Origin of the sequence: Halorubellus sp. JP-L1 (genome assembly GCF_011440375.1) — an archaeon.
Classification (GTDB): Archaea; Halobacteriota; Halobacteria; order Halobacteriales; family Natrialbaceae; genus Halorubellus.
Genome location: NZ_JAAOIR010000001.1, coordinates 1,599,087 through 1,613,727, shown reverse-complemented (window position 1 = coordinate 1,613,727; position 14,641 = coordinate 1,599,087). Strand labels below are relative to the sequence as shown.

Annotated in this window: 16 protein-coding genes and 2 tRNA genes; 12 read left to right on the top strand and 6 right to left on the bottom strand. The window is 68.2% G+C overall.

Annotated elements, in window-relative coordinates; translation table 11 throughout:
* Positions 1–77 precede the first annotated feature (77 nt).
* Complete coding sequence (locus tag G9C85_RS08195; protein WP_166038701.1) at positions 78–617, top strand: OsmC family protein; 540 nt, start codon at positions 78–80, stop codon at positions 615–617.
* 97 nt (positions 618–714) lie between these two features.
* Here G9C85_RS08195 and G9C85_RS08190 read toward each other — a convergent pair whose 3' ends face one another.
* Positions 715–1,665, bottom strand: a complete 951-nt coding sequence (locus tag G9C85_RS08190) for a helix-turn-helix transcriptional regulator (RefSeq protein WP_166038699.1) — start codon at positions 1,663–1,665, stop codon at positions 715–717.
* 102 nt (positions 1,666–1,767) lie between these two features.
* On the opposite strand from G9C85_RS08190, the gene G9C85_RS08185 reads away from it, so the two are divergent.
* On the top strand, positions 1,768–2,994 hold the full coding sequence (locus G9C85_RS08185; protein ID WP_166038697.1) for an MFS transporter: 1,227 nt from the start codon (positions 1,768–1,770) through the stop codon (positions 2,992–2,994).
* A 52-nt stretch (positions 2,995–3,046) separates the two neighbouring features.
* Here G9C85_RS08185 and G9C85_RS08180 read toward each other — a convergent pair whose 3' ends face one another.
* A complete protein-coding gene (locus G9C85_RS08180) occupies positions 3,047–3,772 on the bottom strand; it encodes a creatininase family protein (protein ID WP_166038695.1) in 726 nt (241 codons plus the stop codon).
* A 199-nt stretch (positions 3,773–3,971) separates the two neighbouring features.
* Here G9C85_RS08180 and G9C85_RS08175 point away from each other — a divergent pair, with 199 nt between their 5' ends.
* The gene (locus tag G9C85_RS08175; protein ID WP_166038693.1) at positions 3,972–4,211 is read left to right on the top strand and encodes a hypothetical protein; all 240 of its coding nucleotides are present in this window, start codon (positions 3,972–3,974) and stop codon (positions 4,209–4,211) included.
* Positions 4,212–4,451: 240 nt separating this feature from the next.
* On the opposite strand, the gene G9C85_RS08170 is transcribed toward G9C85_RS08175, so the two are convergent.
* Positions 4,452–6,392, bottom strand: coding sequence for an ABC transporter ATP-binding protein (locus tag G9C85_RS08170; protein ID WP_166038691.1), 1,941 nt, complete (start codon positions 6,390–6,392; stop codon positions 4,452–4,454).
* 244 nt (positions 6,393–6,636) lie between these two features.
* Positions 6,637–7,152 carry a DUF192 domain-containing protein gene (locus G9C85_RS18840; protein ID WP_166038689.1) on the bottom strand — a complete coding sequence of 172 codons (516 nt, stop codon included), beginning with the start codon at positions 7,150–7,152 and terminating at the stop codon, positions 6,637–6,639.
* Between the two features lie 89 nt (positions 7,153–7,241).
* Between G9C85_RS18840 and G9C85_RS08160 the strand changes: the two genes are divergently transcribed.
* The 7 genes from G9C85_RS08160 to G9C85_RS08130 all read left to right on the top strand — a co-directional run bounded on the left by G9C85_RS08160 (position 7,242) and on the right by G9C85_RS08130 (position 11,817).
* A tRNA-Val gene (locus tag G9C85_RS08160) sits at positions 7,242–7,315 on the top strand.
* A gap of 139 nt (positions 7,316–7,454) precedes the next feature.
* Entirely contained in the window at positions 7,455–8,045 is a 591-nt protein-coding gene (locus G9C85_RS08155; protein WP_166038687.1) for a GNAT family N-acetyltransferase, read from the top strand.
* A gap of 363 nt (positions 8,046–8,408) precedes the next feature.
* Positions 8,409–8,482, top strand: a tRNA-Phe gene (locus G9C85_RS08150).
* Between the two features lie 421 nt (positions 8,483–8,903).
* The gene (locus G9C85_RS08145) at positions 8,904–9,914 is read left to right on the top strand and encodes a hypothetical protein (protein ID WP_166038686.1); all 1,011 of its coding nucleotides are present in this window, start codon (positions 8,904–8,906) and stop codon (positions 9,912–9,914) included.
* 211 nt (positions 9,915–10,125) lie between these two features.
* Positions 10,126–10,464, top strand: coding sequence for a DsrE family protein (locus G9C85_RS08140; RefSeq protein ID WP_166038684.1), 339 nt, complete (start codon positions 10,126–10,128; stop codon positions 10,462–10,464).
* A gap of 127 nt (positions 10,465–10,591) precedes the next feature.
* Complete coding sequence (locus G9C85_RS08135) at positions 10,592–10,861, top strand: hypothetical protein (protein ID WP_240148789.1); 270 nt, start codon at positions 10,592–10,594, stop codon at positions 10,859–10,861.
* Between the two features lie 215 nt (positions 10,862–11,076).
* Positions 11,077–11,817 (top strand): DUF2071 domain-containing protein, encoded by a 741-nt coding sequence (locus G9C85_RS08130; protein ID WP_166038682.1) that lies wholly within the window; start codon positions 11,077–11,079, stop codon positions 11,815–11,817.
* Between the two features lie 98 nt (positions 11,818–11,915).
* Here the strand turns inward: G9C85_RS08130 and G9C85_RS08125 are convergent, their stop codons facing one another.
* Positions 11,916–12,278 carry a hypothetical protein gene (locus G9C85_RS08125; protein WP_166038680.1) on the bottom strand — a complete coding sequence of 121 codons (363 nt, stop codon included), beginning with the start codon at positions 12,276–12,278 and terminating at the stop codon, positions 11,916–11,918.
* Between the two features lie 222 nt (positions 12,279–12,500).
* Entirely contained in the window at positions 12,501–12,764 is a 264-nt protein-coding gene (locus tag G9C85_RS08120; protein ID WP_166038677.1) for a hypothetical protein, read from the bottom strand.
* Positions 12,765–13,500: 736 nt separating this feature from the next.
* On the opposite strand from G9C85_RS08120, the gene G9C85_RS08115 reads away from it, so the two are divergent.
* Both G9C85_RS08115 and G9C85_RS08110 read left to right on the top strand, forming a co-directional pair.
* Positions 13,501–13,734 carry a MarR family transcriptional regulator gene (locus tag G9C85_RS08115; protein WP_193570612.1) on the top strand — a complete coding sequence of 78 codons (234 nt, stop codon included), beginning with the start codon at positions 13,501–13,503 and terminating at the stop codon, positions 13,732–13,734.
* A 281-nt stretch (positions 13,735–14,015) separates the two neighbouring features.
* The gene (locus G9C85_RS08110; protein ID WP_166036452.1) at positions 14,016–14,546 is read left to right on the top strand and encodes a 50S ribosomal protein L16; all 531 of its coding nucleotides are present in this window, start codon (positions 14,016–14,018) and stop codon (positions 14,544–14,546) included.
* Positions 14,547–14,641: the final 95 nt, after the last annotated feature.

Genomic DNA, 14,641 nt, shown 5'->3' with positions numbered 1-14,641 from the left:
GCAAGTCTATCACGCGACGCCTCGATGCTCCTGTCGCCCGTAGACGGTATTGCATGCCGAAGCATACCACGAAGACGATGAACGGCGTTGACGTATCGAAGCTCGAGCAGACGGTCGAGGCAGTGACGGACGACTCGACAGTCGGCCAGTTCCAGTTCCGGGCGGAGACCGAGTGGACGGATGCCCTGCGGTCCATGACGCGGATCGACGACTTCGACCAGGCGGGCGAGACGATCCACACGCGGACGTTCGAGATCGAGGGCGACGAACCGGAAGAGATCCTCGGCGACCGGACGGGGCCGAATGCGGTCGAGCTCCTGCTCTCGGCCATCGGGTCGTGCCTGACCGTCGGGTACGCGGCACACGCCGCCGGCATGGGGATCGAGCTGGACTCGCTGAGGCTGGAGCTAGACGGCGACGTCAACCTCCAGGGGTTCCTCGGCATCTCCGAGGACGTCCGCCCCGGGTACGAGCACGTGAACTGCACGGTGTACGTGGAGTCAGACGCCTCGCCGGAGGAACTCGAGGAGCTCCGGGAGGTGGTGGAGGAAACGTCGCCGCTGCTGGACAACGTCCGGAACGGCGTCAGCGTCGAGACCGAACAGGTCTCGCTCTGAGAGTCGACGGAAATCCACCCCGACTCGGCGACGGGCGCTCGCCGGCGCTCTCGCGGACTATTTCGACGGATCCGGACTCTTGCGAACCAATTCGGGGTCAGTGGTCCTCGGTGACGCGGACGTCGAGGTCGGCGGTGACGACGACGTGGACGACGTCGGGAGCGTCGCTGATGTCCGCCGCGTCGAATCCGCGTACTGCGACGGTCGCTTCGAGCGGGTCGGTGCCGCTCGCGGTGACGGCGTCGTCGTCGAGGACGGGGAGCTCCCAGAACGGGGTCGTCCCGGGGTCGAGGCCGCGGTCGGCGAGCGCCGCGGCGACGTCGGGGTCCTCGAGCGCGAGGAGGCCGACGGGGAACGCGAGGTGGTTCCCGCACTGCTCGCAGTCCGCGACCGCCTCCAGGGCGTGTCCGTCGCCGCGGGTCGCGGTCGGCGCCGTCTCGTCGGGGTCGGCGACGACCTCGAGCCCTCTCGTCGTCCGTCCGGCGCACTCGGGGCAGACGCCGTCGGCGGCGAGCGCGAAGTGCGAGCGGACGCGCCGGTCGAACGCGTAGAGGAGGCCGTCGACGCCGTCGTCGCGGAGGCGGTCGGCGGCGGGACCGGGCGGGAACGGGTAGCGCGCGAGGACGCGCTCGCAGCCGTGGCACGCGACGGTGAGCCAGGCGTCGCCGTAGCTCGCGTGCAGCGCGCTCGCTCGACAGTGCGGGCACGCGCCGTCGACGCCGGTGGGGCCGAACGCGGGCTGGTCGGCGTAGGTGCCGGCGGCGAGCGCGGCGGCGGCCTTCCACCCGGCGTACCTGAGCCGGTAGCCGTCGCCGGTCTTCGCGACGAACGCACCGACGAGCTCGTCGAGGTGGTACGCGAACTGCGAGGAGACCGCAACGCCCGCGCGCTCGCGGAGTACGGCGAACGGCGTCGGGTACGGCGTCTCCGGGTCGGCGTGCGCGGAAAGGAGCGCCCGCAGGATGGCGGCGCGGTGCTCGTTGCCGACGAGCGCGAACGCGTCCGCGTTCGACTGCTCCCCGGTCTCCGTTCCGTCGTCCGCGACCATACCTCCAATCTCGGTCCCACTCCCAAATCGGTTCGTATCGGATAGTCTACTAAAACGCGGGGTAGATTACGCCTACAAACCCCGACCCCGTCGGTGGTATCGATGCGTCGCCCGCCAGCGCTCGTCGCGAAGTACTACGCGTACCAGGCGACGGCGACCTTCGGGTTCTTCTGGCCGATCTTCACCGTCTTCCTGCTCTCGCGGGACCTCAACTACACGCAGATCGCGCTCCTGGGGTCGCTCTCGGCGGGCGTCGGCGTCGTCGGCGAGGTCCCGACGGGGTACGTCGGCGACCGCGTCGGCCGCCGGAACAGCCTCCTCCTCGGTGCCGTACTGCGCGCCGCGTCCGTGTACGGGCTCGCAGTCGTCCAGTCGTTCCCCGGGTTCGTCGCGGTGTACGCGGTCTGGGCGGTCGGCGGCGCGTTCACGTCCGGCGCCGGCGACGCCTGGCTCTACGACGTCCTCGCGCAGCGCCTCGACGAGTCGGCGTACACGCGCGTCCGCGGTCGCGGCGGCGCCGTCAACATGACCGTCAGCGCCGCGACGATGCTCGGCGCCGGCGCGCTGTACGCGCTCGACCCGACGCTCCCGTTCTGGGTCGGCGGCACCGTCAACGCCGCCGGCATCCCGGTGCTCCTCGCGATGCCGCGCGTCGACCGCGGCGGGAGCGCGTCCGACCAGACGGCCGGTTCGAGCGACGACCGCCTCGGCGTCCGCGAGGCGGCGCGCGTCGTCCGCGCGCAACTCCTGACGCCGCCAGTGCGGTCGGTCGTCGTCGGCCTCGCGCTGTTCTTCGGCGTCGTCGGCGCGGCCGACACCTACATCCAGCCCATCGCGGTCCGGCGCGTCGGACTCTCCGAGACAGCACTCGGCCCGTTCTACACGGGGTTCTCGCTCGTCGCTGCGGTTGCGAGCTACAACGCCGACCGGATCGAGCGCGCGCTCGGGCGGACGACCGCGCTCGTTGTCGTCCCGCTCGTCGTCGGCGCCCTCCTCGTCGCGCCCGCCGTACTCGCGCCTGTCGTCGCGATGCCCGCGTTCGTCGTCATGAAGGCCGGACGCGAGGTCGTCGCGCCGGTCGCGAGCGGCTACCTGAACGACCACGTGAACTCGCTGGGGCGCGCGACCGTGCTCTCGGCGGCCGCGATGTGCTACGGGACCGTCCGGTTCGTCCTCAAACCACTCGGCGGCGTCGTCGCGGACGCGCTCGGCCCGGTCGCGGCGGTCGCCGGTCTCGGCGTCCTCCTCGTCGCCACCGTCCTCGTCGGTCGCGGCGTCGCCGCACTGTCGGCCGACGCCGACTGCGACGCCGACTCGACGTCCGCGTGACCGTCGATGCCCTCGAGCGGCCGGCGGCACGAACGCGGTCGGTCGCTCGAACTCAGTCCCGGTCGGCGAGCGCGCGCAGGACGTCCGCGAGCGAACTCGCCGCGTCGTCCAGCATCGCCGCGCCCAGCTCGGCGTCCCCGTCCCGCGGGTCGCCGACGACGCCGTTCGCGGTGAACGCGTCAGCGTCGTTCGCGACGTTCACGCCTCCGACCCAGTCGCCCCAGCGCGTGCTCGCGCCCTCCGCGGCCTGCTGGACGCGGTCCTCACGCACGAGGTGCGGTGCGACGTGTCGAAGCAACGCCGTCTCCCGGCCGCCGCCGTGCCCCATCGGGACGTCCGCGTTCACCACGTCGAACCACGTGAACGCCGCCGCGTCCGCGACGTCGTCGCGGGAGACGCGAGCGCACACCTCCCGGAGCGCGTCGACGTTCCCGCCGTGGCCGTTCACGAGGACGACCGCGTCGACGCCGTGACTCGCGAGGCTCTCGACGGTATCCCGGACGTACGCCCGGAACGTGTCCGGCGACACCCACAGCGTCCCCGCGAACGCGCGGTGCTCTTCGGCGACCCCGACCGGGATCGCGGGGGCGAGCGCCACGGGCGCGTCGTCCGCCGTCTCGTAGGCCTCAACGCCCGCCGCCGCCACCGCCTCCGCCGCGACGGTATCCGTCCCCAGCGGCGCGTGCGGCCCGTGCTGTTCCGTGCTCCCGACCGGGACGACCCCGACGTCCGGGTCGGCGTCGCGCACGTCCGTCCACGTCGCATCCGCGACATCCATGCTCCACACGTCGCCCCCGGCCCGCAAGAAACGCACGCCTCGCAACGCACACCTCGCGACGCACACCACTCCACCTCGAACCGTCGCTTCGTCGCCACACCCGCCTCATCCACGCTCAGACGACGCGCTCCAGCCAGTCGAGAACGACCGCACTTTTATACGCCAGTACGCGGCCAACGTTCGACCGAGACCAGAGCCCATGCCCGCATCCAACCCGAACGCCGACCCCAGCACCGAACTCGAGCACGACGACGCCCACGCATCCACCACCGACTCGACGACCGACGACCCCGGACTCGTCACACTCCACGAGGACACCATCGACGGCCGCCGCTGCACCATCTGCCCCGCCCCCGCCCGCGCCCACGCCACCGACCTCGTCACCAACTGGCTCACCATCGACGCCAACGCCGTCGTCGACCTCGACGACTGGCGCTAACCACACTCATCCAGGCAGTCACCGCACACTGCGAATCAGGTAGAACGAGGAGAAACGCCGGCCGAGAGGCCGGCGTACGTTCCTGATTCAGCGAGATGAAACGCCGGTCGAGCGGCCGGCGTATGCTACTCAGTCGGAGAGCGCGAAGACACGGCGGCCTGGCGACCGCCGTATGCCAGTGAGTCAAAGCGGACAACAGGAAACGGCGGCCTGGCGGCCGCCGTATGCTAATAAGTCAGTTCAATCGTCCTGTTCGACTTCGATCCGGTTCTCGCGGTTCTTCGCGCGTTCGACGAACTCCTCGGGCAGTTCGTCGATCTCGCCGGCCTGGACGCCCCAGAGGTGCGCGTAGAGGCCGTCGTTCGAGATGAGGTCGTCGTGCGTGCCGCGTTCGACGATGCGGCCGTCCTCGAGGACGACGATCTGGTCGGCGTCCTTGATCGTCGACAGGCGGTGCGCGATCGCGAACGTCGTGCGGTCCTCGGCGAGGTCGTCGATGGAGCGCTGGATGAGCATCTCCGTCTCCGTGTCCACGTCGCTCGTGGCCTCGTCGAGGACGAGCAGGCTCGGGTCCTTCAGGATGGCGCGCGCGATGGAGATGCGCTGGCGTTGCCCGCCCGAGAGCTTCACGCCGCGCTCGCCGACCTCCGTGTCGTAGCCCTCGGGGAGCTTCTGGATGAACTCGTGCGCTTCCGCCATCTTCGCCGCCTCCACGACGTCCTCGCGGTCCGCGTCGAACGACCCGTACGTGATGTTCTCCGCCACGGTCCCGTAGAACAGGAACGTGTCCTGGCTCACGTACCCGATGTGCTGGCGGAGACTCGGGATGGAGACGTCGCGCAGGTCCTGGTGGTCGATCTCGATCGCACCCTCGTCGACGTCGTACATCCGCAGCAGGAGCTTGAGGACCGTTGACTTGCCGGCGCCGGTCGGGCCGACGAGCGCGAGCGTGTCGCCGCCGTCGACCTCGAAACTGATGTCCTCGACGATGGTCTCCTCGTCGTACCCGAACGAGACGTCGTCGTACACGACCTCGCCGTCGTCGACCACGAGGTCGTCGGCGTCCGGGTCCTCCGCGATCTGCGAGGGCTCGTCCATCAACCCGAAGATGCGTTCGCTGGACGCTCGAGCGCGCTGGTACATGTTGATGATCTGCCCGAACTGCGCCATCGGCCAGATGAACCGCTGGCTGAGGAGGATGAACGCGACGAACTCCCCCGGCGAGAGCGTCCCCGTGAAGAACCACGGCCCCGCGTTCCCGGAGAGCGTGTCGAACACCCAGACGCCGCCGACGAAGAACGTCACGACGAACCCGACGCCCGCGAGCACGCGGAGCGCAGGGAAGAACTTGATCCGGGTGTTGATCGCGTCCCAGTTCGCGTCGTAGTAGTCCTGCGAGACGTCGTCGACGCGGTCGGACTCGAAGTTCTCCGTGTTGTACGTCTTGATGACCTGGACGCCGCCGAGGTTGTTCTCTAGGCGCGAGTTCAGCGCGCCGACCGACGACCGCACGTCGGCGTACTTCGGCTGGATGATGTTCACGAACTTGTACGTCGTGAATCCGATGAGGGGGACGACGACGAGCGTGACGAACGCCAGCTGCCAGTTGTAGTAGAAGAGGATGGCGGCGATACCGAGCACCATCACGCTCAGCCGGAACGCGGAGTTCATTCCGTCGTTCAGGAACCGCTCCAGGCGGTTCACGTCGTTGCTGAGGATGGACATCATCTCCCCGGTCTGCTTGTCCGCGAAGAAGTCCATGTTCAACCGCTGCATCTTGTCGTACGTGTCCGTCCGCACCTCGTGCTGGATGTGCTGCGCGAAGCTGTTCCACCCCCAGTTGCGCGTCCAGTGGAAGCCCGCACCACCGAGGAACGCGACCGCGATGATGCCCGCGGAGAGCGTGAGCTGCGCGCCTGGCTCCGTCGGCAGCCACGCGTCGGGGACGAGCCAGATCGAGAACGCCTGGTCGCCGTCGGGGTTGAACGTCGTGTCGAGCGCCATCGCGAGGATGACCGGCGGCATGAGGTCGAGGAGGCGCGCGACCACGCTGGAGAAGAGCCCGACGACGAACGCGAGCCTGTTCTCGGCACCGTACTCGAGGAACAGCCGCTTCATCGGGTTCTCGGCTTGCTCTCGTTGTTCTTCGAACGGGTCGTCGTCGGCGTCGTCGAGTTCCATTGCTTCGTATCTGTGTCTACGAACGCTTATGACTTATTACGTTTCGAAACAACTGCGGGGGTCGTGGACGGCTTATCGTCACGATTCGACGAGCACGCACCGGAATCCGAACCACAGTACAAAAAGCGGCCGTGAGGTTCGTTAACACATCTGGCCGGTGTTCCCGTCAGGGCCGCGTCGCCGACCGTTCCGTCGAGCGGTCGGCCGTCCGTCAGTCACGCGGTGCACTCGGTCGTTCGGACAGTTACGCGGTGCACTCGGTCGTTCCGTACGTCACGTCGACGCGGTCGCCCTCGTCGATGCCGTTCGCGGCCGCGTAGCCACGGGGGACCTCGAGCACCCACTTCGCGCGCCCCGACGCCCGGATCGACTCGCCGTCCTCGCCCGCCTCGGGCGCTCGGAGCGACGCCACCGACGTCACGCGCCCGTCCGCACTCACGAACACGATGTCGATCGGGAAACTCATCTCGCGCATCACGTACGTCACGTTCTCCTCGCTATCGTGCACGAACCACATCCCGCTCCCGTTCGCGAGCGAGTCGTGCTCGCTCAATCCCGTGAACCGCTCCGGGCGCGTGTCCGCGACCTCGACCGCGACGCACGTCGACGCCCCCGACTCTGCGTCCGATACCGTTACCGCGCCCGCGTCGCGGTCCGTCGCCCACGGCACCGCGAACGCTCCCGACTGGAACAACACCAGTGCGACGAGCACCACGATCACGCCGAGGACGGCCAGCTGCCACCATCGTTCTCGATCCACGAGTCCGTTCGACCCGACGCCCTCCACGGAGAAAGCGCTTGGGAAGAGAGCGAAAGCGTTAGGACCACGGGTCCGCTCTCGTCGACTGCGGGCACGTGGTCTAGTTGGTCATGACGCTTCCCTTACAAGGAAGAGGCCGACGGTTCGACTCCGTCCGTGCCCACTTCTCGACCCTCTCTCGCCGCCGTTTCGACCCTCTCGCCGCCGAACTTCAACAGGGTCGTCACTCAGCGCCCGGCATCGTGCGCGACCCCTCCCACGCCGGGGAACCGCTTTTCACGCCGACGGTCGTCGTTTCGATCATGCATCCGGCCGTGACGATCCGGCCGGCGACGTTCGACGACGTCGCCGGCATCCAGCGCGTCGCCCGCGCCGCCTACCACGCCGCGTACGGCGAGTACCTGGACGCCGACGCGCTCGACGCCCAGCTCGACGAGTGGTACGGCACCGACGGCGTCGAGAACCGCGTCCTCCGGGACGCCTCCACGCTCCTCGTCGCCGACCACGACGCCGACGGCGTCGTCGGCTACGCCTCCGGCGGCCCAACGCCGACCGACCACGACGACGATCAAGACGACGCGGCCAGCGACGGCGACGACGGCGCGAACGGCGACAGTGCTGGCGACGACGCAAATCTGGAGACGCCCGCGACGCTGTACACGTGCTACGTCCACCCCGACCACTGGGGCGAACGCGTCGGGCATCGCCTCCTCGAGCGCGTCGCGGACCGGCTCCGCGACCGCGGGTTCGAACACCTCCGTATCCCGGTGCTCGCCGACAACGACCGCGCGCGCCAGTTCTACGTCGACCACGGCTACCCCAAGACCGACACCGGCACCGTCGACTTCGCCGGTCGAACCCTCGACGAGGTCACGCACGCCGGCCCGCTCTAACCTCCCGTCAACCCATCCCACCGGAACGCCGCGAGCGCGCCGTAGCAGTCACCTACGGTCATCGAACGCGACGCATTCTTCATCCCGAGCCCGAACCACGACCGGACGGGCTCTCCAGATGGCGTGCGCCACTCGCTCGCCCGTTCGCTCGGCCGACCATCTTCACACCGTTCGCCACCATCGCCGCGCGTTCGCACCCGACGACTTCGGCGACGCCACGCTCGACCCCGTCGCCCCGTTCGGCGCGACCGAGTCCGCCATCTGGACGGCCTGACTCGCCACCGCCGCCGACTCCGAGCCCGCCCACCGACTGCCACCGATTCGAAATCCTTTTACAGCAAACCCGCCGACGTAAGCCTGCGAGCCGCCTTAGCTCAGACTGGGAGAGCACTCGACTGAAGATCGAGCTGTCCCCGGTTCAAATCCGGGAGGCGGCATATTCTGAGACCGTGAGCGGAGCGAACGGTCGAAGAAACGACGCCGAGCGGATTTGAATCCTACCAGTCGCGCGCAGCGAAGCGAGCACGTCTGGTTCCGGTTCAAATCCGGGAGGCGGCATTGCTGCTGTGAACGAGACGATGAGCGTTGCGAGTCGTCGGTGAAACCCGACGGTCCATCCGTCGGCGATCTGGCTGTTCGGGGTCGTGGGCGGGGAAGCGGGTACCTTTGTTTGTGGTTCGAAGCTGGGGCTGACACGGGGTCTGGGTGCTGTTGTCGGAACGAGGATCGTCGTAGGACGTGGTTCGTCGCGCTCGCGAACCAAGCGGTGGCGGTGCCGGTGGTGTGGTCGTGGAGTGCGGGATTGGATGGCTGTCGCGTTCCGGAACGTTTTCGGGTGCGATCTGTCGATGGTGGGTCGTGCAGTGGTTCGTTCGTGGGTGTGGGTTCGTTGCGTTGGTTGGGACGGCAGTGGCATTGCTCGGGCGTGCGGTCGTCGAGCCGGCGGTCGTCTCGGTGGCGAGCGTGGGGGTGAGTGGGTGGGTGCTCGTCGTCGGTGGTGTGGCGGCTGGCGTCGAGTGGCGGCGGATGGTCGGTGGGATGGGTGGGGTGGCGGTCGAGGGTGGCGTGAGTGGGTTGGGCGTCGAGAGGAGGTTGGGCGTCGAGGGTGGGGACGTGGTGGACGTGCTCGCGGCATCGGTGGCGGCGGGTGCGACGTACGTGTTGAGTGTGCACGCTGGCTTCGGGCCGGTGGTGGCGTCTGCGGTGGTCGGGCTCGTTGCCGGCGTGTTCGTGTCGGGCGTCGATACGGCGGCGTACTGCGGGTCGTTCGTGGGGATGGCGTCGCCGGCGGTGTTTCCGTCGGTCGGGGGCGTGGTCGCTGCGGGCGTGGTCGCGGGGGTGGCGTTCGTCGCGGCGGAGGGGTCGTTCGCGGGATTCGGTGGGAAGCTCGGGACGCTGGCGCTGTTCGGGTGCGCGACGACGGGGCTGGCGCTGGGCGTCGGGTCCGGGGCGGCGGGTGGCGTTCGGTGGGGGGCTGCCGTGGGACTGGTTCCGGTCGGGGCGGTGGCTGCGGTGGTCACGGCTGCGTTGAGCGTCCGGTACGGGCTCGGCGCGGTCGTCGGGTCGGCGCTGGTCGGCGTGGTGGCGGGCGTGGTGCTGCCGGTGGTCGTCGCGGACGGTGGCGGGCGGCTGGCGGCGGTCGCGTTCTGCGCGTCGTTCGTCGGGATGTCGACGCGCGAGCGACTGGCGGGTGCGGTCCGGGTCGGACTGACTGGGGCGCTCTGCGGGCTCGTGTTCGTCGTCGTCGCGCCCGCGTTCGTCGGGCTGGGCGGGAAGCTCGGGACGACCGCGTTCGTCGCGTGTCTGGCGGTGGTGGGCGTGGACCGCTCCGCCGTGGCGGTCGTGGAGCGCGTCGGCGGCTCGGCGTAGGTACGGTCGTGCCGACCGCGCGCGGAGGGAGGAAGGGAAGGGGTGACGTGGCGAGGTCGCACCGAAAGACCGTGCTGCCTGCAGCTGCAGCCGTGGCACTGTGGTGGACGACCGACCGGGTAGTGGGTGGTCGAGGGGAGCCGAACGGTGTCGGCGAGGATAGTCCTGCAAGCAGCACGGGTTCCCGTCTCGCGGGCGATATCGTCGACGCATGCAGTCACTCGTACACTTGGTGTCCGGCGACGAATCGGAGCACGAAACGGCGCTCGCCATCGCGCGGAACCTCCTCGAGGACGAGTCGGAGAGCATCGACGACGTGGCGGTGGTCGCGCAAGCGGGCGGTATCGACGCGGTGACGAGCGAGGGCGAGCACGCGGAGAACGTCCGAGAACTGCTGGCGGACGACGTGTCGTTCGCGGCCTGCGAGAACACGCTCGAGACGAAGGACCTGACGCCGGCGGACCTCGTCGATGGCGTGGAGACGGTGCCGGAGGGCGCAGTCGAGGTGACGCGACTCGAGAACGAGGGGTACGCGTACATGCGGCCCTAGGGCGGGCTGTGACGTGTGGTCACTCTCGGCCGTCCTGCGGTGGGCGAGTTCGCGCTCGCGTCGGCGGCGTCGCCTTGCGCGTGACGGCAGAGTAGCGAACCGTGGTGACTCCTCAGGTTGGGATGCAATGTCCGTGTTCCAGAACCAAGAGTCGAAGTCCGAAGCCAAAGAGGAAGCCGAGCGGATGATGGACAGCGTCCCGATGACGGCGGGCGATCCGGTCGCGACGATGGCCGTCGGGTCGGTGCTGTACGCGTGGTACAAGTTCTACGTGAAGGGCGACCGCGAGGGCGGGATCTTCGTCGGGCTGTGGGCGCCGACGTTGCTCGCGGCCGCGAGCTACCTCCAGCAGAAGAACATCGTCCAGAAGTTCAAGCGCGGCCTCTCGTCGTTCTGACGACCCCCCTCGCCTCGGTCGGTCGTCGGGCGCGCTGACGTCGACCGGGATCTCTCCTTCGACGTGGGACCGTGTTCGTCGGTCGCGTTCGCCTCTCGAACCTTGGCACGCATCGCGCTCGTCGGCCGCGACGACGAGATGCCCGAGATGCCGGCGTTCTCGGCGACGGCTCGAGCGGCGAAAGATTCGTGTCGCCGGTCGTCGTTCTGGGCGGCATGAGCCTGGTTCCGCCGATCCGGGGCGTCATCGACCGTCGGGTGCTCGTGAACTTCCGCATCGATCCCGGCGCGCTCTCGGAGCTCCTTCCCGCGCAGTTCCGGCCGCGGACGGTCGAGACGCCGTCGGGGTCGTACGCCATCGGCGGCATCTGCTGCATCCGTCTGCGAGGGATGCGACCGCGGGGGTTGCCGGCGGTCTGTGGCGTGACCTCGGAGAACGCCGCGCACCGGATCGGCGTGACGTGGGACGAGGACGGCGGGACGCGCGCTGGCGTGTTCGTGCCGCGTCGCGACACGTCCTCGCGCCTGAACAGCCTCGTCGGGTCGCGAGCGTTCGGCCGGCACTATCACGCCGACTTCGACGTCGCGGAGGGCGATGGCCGCTACGAGGTGCGGATGCGGAACGACCGCCACGACGTCAGCATGGGCGTTCGCGGGCAGGTCGCGGACGCGCTCCCGGCAGACAGCGTCTTCGAGTCAGTCGGTGCGGCGTCGGCGTACCACGAGTGCGGGAGCGTCGGGTACTGTCCGTCCCCGAACGGCGACCGCCTGGAGGGCGTCGAGTTGGCGACCGACGAGTGGCGCGTCACGCCGCTGTCGGTCGAGGACGTGCACGCGAGCTACTTCGAGGACGAACTGCCCGCGTCGGCGGTGACGTTCGACAACGCGCTCCTGATGCGCGACGTCGGGCACGAATGGCGTCCGCAGCCGTCCATGCAGGGGTCGACGCACGCGTGACGCGGTCGTCTCGCGCCATCCGACGGCGCCGACGCATTACACCCCGCCCTCGCGATCGGCCTCGCGTCCTGACGGTCCCGCTGCGAGCGACGGAGCGCCTACGTCGCGTCCCGGACTGCGTCGACTGCGTCCGCGAGTGCATCGTCATCGCCGAGCGCGGAGAGGGCCGCGTCTGTCGGTGCGGCGAGTGCGAACTCAGGGCGGCCTTTGCCGACCGCAGACGTCGTATCCGGTGTCACGCGGTCGACGTGCCCGCTGGCGTCGAGTTCGTTGAGTGCGCGTGCGACCGTGGCTTCGTCGAGCGTCCCGACGACCGCTTCCGAGTGCGGTGCCACGCGCTCGCTGCACGAGCGACGGACTCGTGGTGCGTGCGCTGGCGTCCCGTCCTCGGCTTCGAGCGATGCGAGCCCCAGGAGGACGACGCGCTTCTCCAGCGACAGGTCGGACACGTCAGGTGACATACCGTCAGATGCACGCGGCGGCCCGAAAGAGGTTCTGGTGGTCGCCGCACCGAGACTGTCTCCGCTCTGGAACGTCGCATTCAAGTGCGATTGCGGCGGACGGTCGAGTCCGCGCAATCGATCGCCGCCCTCCACTCGAGAAAGTATACGAAATATTATACCTCTATTTCGTTTCTATTCTCTGCCTAGTCTCTCGTATTCCACTGGAAACGAAGGGGTGAGCTATCGCTTCGCGGACGCTTCGGAGATGGCGTCCCGGTCGTATGCGTTCCCATCGGCGTCGTACACGACGTACTCCGTCATCGGTCCCGCCGACGGTACCTCGACGGCCTCCAGTCGTCCGTAGTGCGCGACCTTCGTCAGCGCCTCCCCCGGCGGCTCCTCGTAGTCGATGCGCACGAGCGCGTACCCCGTCATCGGGTACATCGCCGCTCGCTCGGAGCGCGCGGTCTCGAACTCGCCGGATTCGCCGTCCTCCTCCGCCATACGACAGCGGACGAGCGCACCCGACGAGAACCCATCGGTCGTCGGGCGGACCGACCAATCCGCCTCGACCAGTCTGCCCCGACCGATCCGGGAAGATGGCCACGAGACCGATGGCACCCCGTCGGATTGCGCTACGACTCCGGGTCGGACCGGGCACCTCACCACGCCCACAGCCGCCCGTTCGTCCGAATCCACCCAACGCGCCGAGAGAAAACTCTCCAACTGTCTACTAATACTGGGTCAAATACGTAAAGCACCATGATTTACTCGCTCTTCGCTATAGATGTTGTTCTAGCCGGTATATTTATGCACTAATGGTCGAAACAGAATACTGCGGCAATACGCCGCGTCGGTATCGTCGGGGCGGCGTTCCACGCCGTCTCTGTGAGCACGCGCAACTCATGCTTAGGCGGTCGTGAGTGGCTGCACGGCCGCTATCACGCGTTTTCCACACCGAGCAACGACGCCAGATGCATTCCGTCACCACGACGTCGCGACTCGTCGCCATGCCGTCCCTGGTGCGTAACGACCCGCTCACGCCGAGACTGGGGATTCGCGACGAACTCGTCGACCCGGCGCATCGACGCCACGCCGTCACCCCGACGCCGTCCGGTGTGAATGTACAGCACACGCTCTCTCGTGTGCAATGGTGTATCTATTCATATAATGCCATTCTAGGCATTTCCATCACCTTGGGCATAGACTTATATTGTATTCTACCGTCGTTCCAGTCGTCATGAGCATGCAACAGTCCACGCACCTCGCCAAGCCCGAAACCCTCCCCGAAGACATCACTTCGCCCCGCGCGAAGCTCGTCTACCTGTACCTCGACGTCACCGAAGACGCGACCGTCGAAGACCTCCAGAGCTGTCTCGACATGCGGAAGATCGACCTCTTCAGCGTCCTCAACAGCCTCACTGGCGCGGGTCACGTCTCGCTCGACGACGGCACCTACACCGTCGCAGCCTGACCCGTCCGGACACGACCGACCGAACCAGACGAGATCGACCGCGACGACCAGTCGCCGACGACGCCCGCCACCGCCGTCGGACCACGAACCGGCCGGCAGCGCTGGCGCCCTGTTGTACGCTCTCACTCTGCACTGAGCCACGGGTTCACACCGAACCACGGGATTCACACCAAGCTACGGGTTCCCAGTAGTGACGGCGAAACGGTCGCGTCGCTCCGCCGCGGCGCCAGCCCGCTTCGAAGCCCTTAACTGCGCGCTCGGCGCACGTTCCCGTAATAACCATGAGTGAGAAACCGGCGTCGATGTACCGGGAGATCTCGAAGCCGCCGTACACGCGGCGCGAGTACATCACGGGCATCCCTGGGTCGAAGATCGCACAGCACAAGATGGGCGACGCGCAGAGCGACCCCGAGGACTATCCCGTCCAGATCAGTCTGCGCGTCGACGAGGAGCTCCAGATCCGTCACGGCAGCCTCGAGGCCGCGCGCCTCTCGGCGAACCGGCACCTCATCAAGGAGCTCGGCGAGGGCAACTACAAGATGATCCTGCGGAAGTTCCCGCACCACGTGATCCGGGAGAACAAGCAGGCGACGGGTGCGGGCGCGGACCGCGTCTCCGACGGGATGCGCCAGGCGTTCGGGAAGGTCGTCGGCACCGCCGCGCGCATCGGTGACGGCGAGCGATTGTTCACGCTGTACTGCGACGTCGACCAGGCCACCGCCGGCAAGGAGGCGTTCCGACGCGCGTACAACAAGATCAGTCCGCCGTGTCGCATCGACGTCGAACGCGGCGAGGAACTCCTCGTCTCCTGAGGACGCGCGACACCATTCTGACGCGTTCTATCCAGTACTGATAGCTCCGCGCAACTTCGCCGGAGAGGAGCGTCGACCGAGCCACCCGTCCGTTC

Excerpts from the sequence above, each read along its gene's own strand:
- G9C85_RS08185 (WP_166038697.1), top strand. The coding sequence starts at position 1,768 with ATGCGTCGCCCGCCAGCGCTCGTCGCGAAGTACTACGCGTACCAGGCG.
- G9C85_RS08120 (WP_166038677.1), bottom strand. The coding sequence starts at position 12,764 with ATGGCGGAGGAGGACGGCGAATCCGGCGAGTTCGAGACCGCGCGCTCC.
- G9C85_RS08155 (WP_166038687.1), top strand. The coding sequence starts at position 7,455 with ATGCATCCGGCCGTGACGATCCGGCCGGCGACGTTCGACGACGTCGCC.
- G9C85_RS08135 (WP_240148789.1), top strand. The coding sequence starts at position 10,592 with ATGTCCGTGTTCCAGAACCAAGAGTCGAAGTCCGAAGCCAAAGAGGAA.
- G9C85_RS08110 (WP_166036452.1), top strand. The coding sequence starts at position 14,016 with ATGAGTGAGAAACCGGCGTCGATGTACCGGGAGATCTCGAAGCCGCCG.
- G9C85_RS08125 (WP_166038680.1), bottom strand. The coding sequence starts at position 12,278 with ATGTCACCTGACGTGTCCGACCTGTCGCTGGAGAAGCGCGTCGTCCTC.
- G9C85_RS08190 (WP_166038699.1), bottom strand. The coding sequence starts at position 1,665 with ATGGTCGCGGACGACGGAACGGAGACCGGGGAGCAGTCGAACGCGGAC.
- G9C85_RS08175 (WP_166038693.1), top strand. The coding sequence starts at position 3,972 with ATGCCCGCATCCAACCCGAACGCCGACCCCAGCACCGAACTCGAGCAC.
- G9C85_RS08180 (WP_166038695.1), bottom strand. The coding sequence starts at position 3,772 with ATGGATGTCGCGGATGCGACGTGGACGGACGTGCGCGACGCCGACCCG.
- G9C85_RS08170 (WP_166038691.1), bottom strand. The coding sequence starts at position 6,392 with ATGGAACTCGACGACGCCGACGACGACCCGTTCGAAGAACAACGAGAG.
- G9C85_RS08195 (WP_166038701.1), top strand. The coding sequence starts at position 78 with ATGAACGGCGTTGACGTATCGAAGCTCGAGCAGACGGTCGAGGCAGTG.
- G9C85_RS08115 (WP_193570612.1), top strand. The coding sequence starts at position 13,501 with ATGAGCATGCAACAGTCCACGCACCTCGCCAAGCCCGAAACCCTCCCC.
- G9C85_RS08130 (WP_166038682.1), top strand. The coding sequence starts at position 11,077 with ATGAGCCTGGTTCCGCCGATCCGGGGCGTCATCGACCGTCGGGTGCTC.
- G9C85_RS08140 (WP_166038684.1), top strand. The coding sequence starts at position 10,126 with ATGCAGTCACTCGTACACTTGGTGTCCGGCGACGAATCGGAGCACGAA.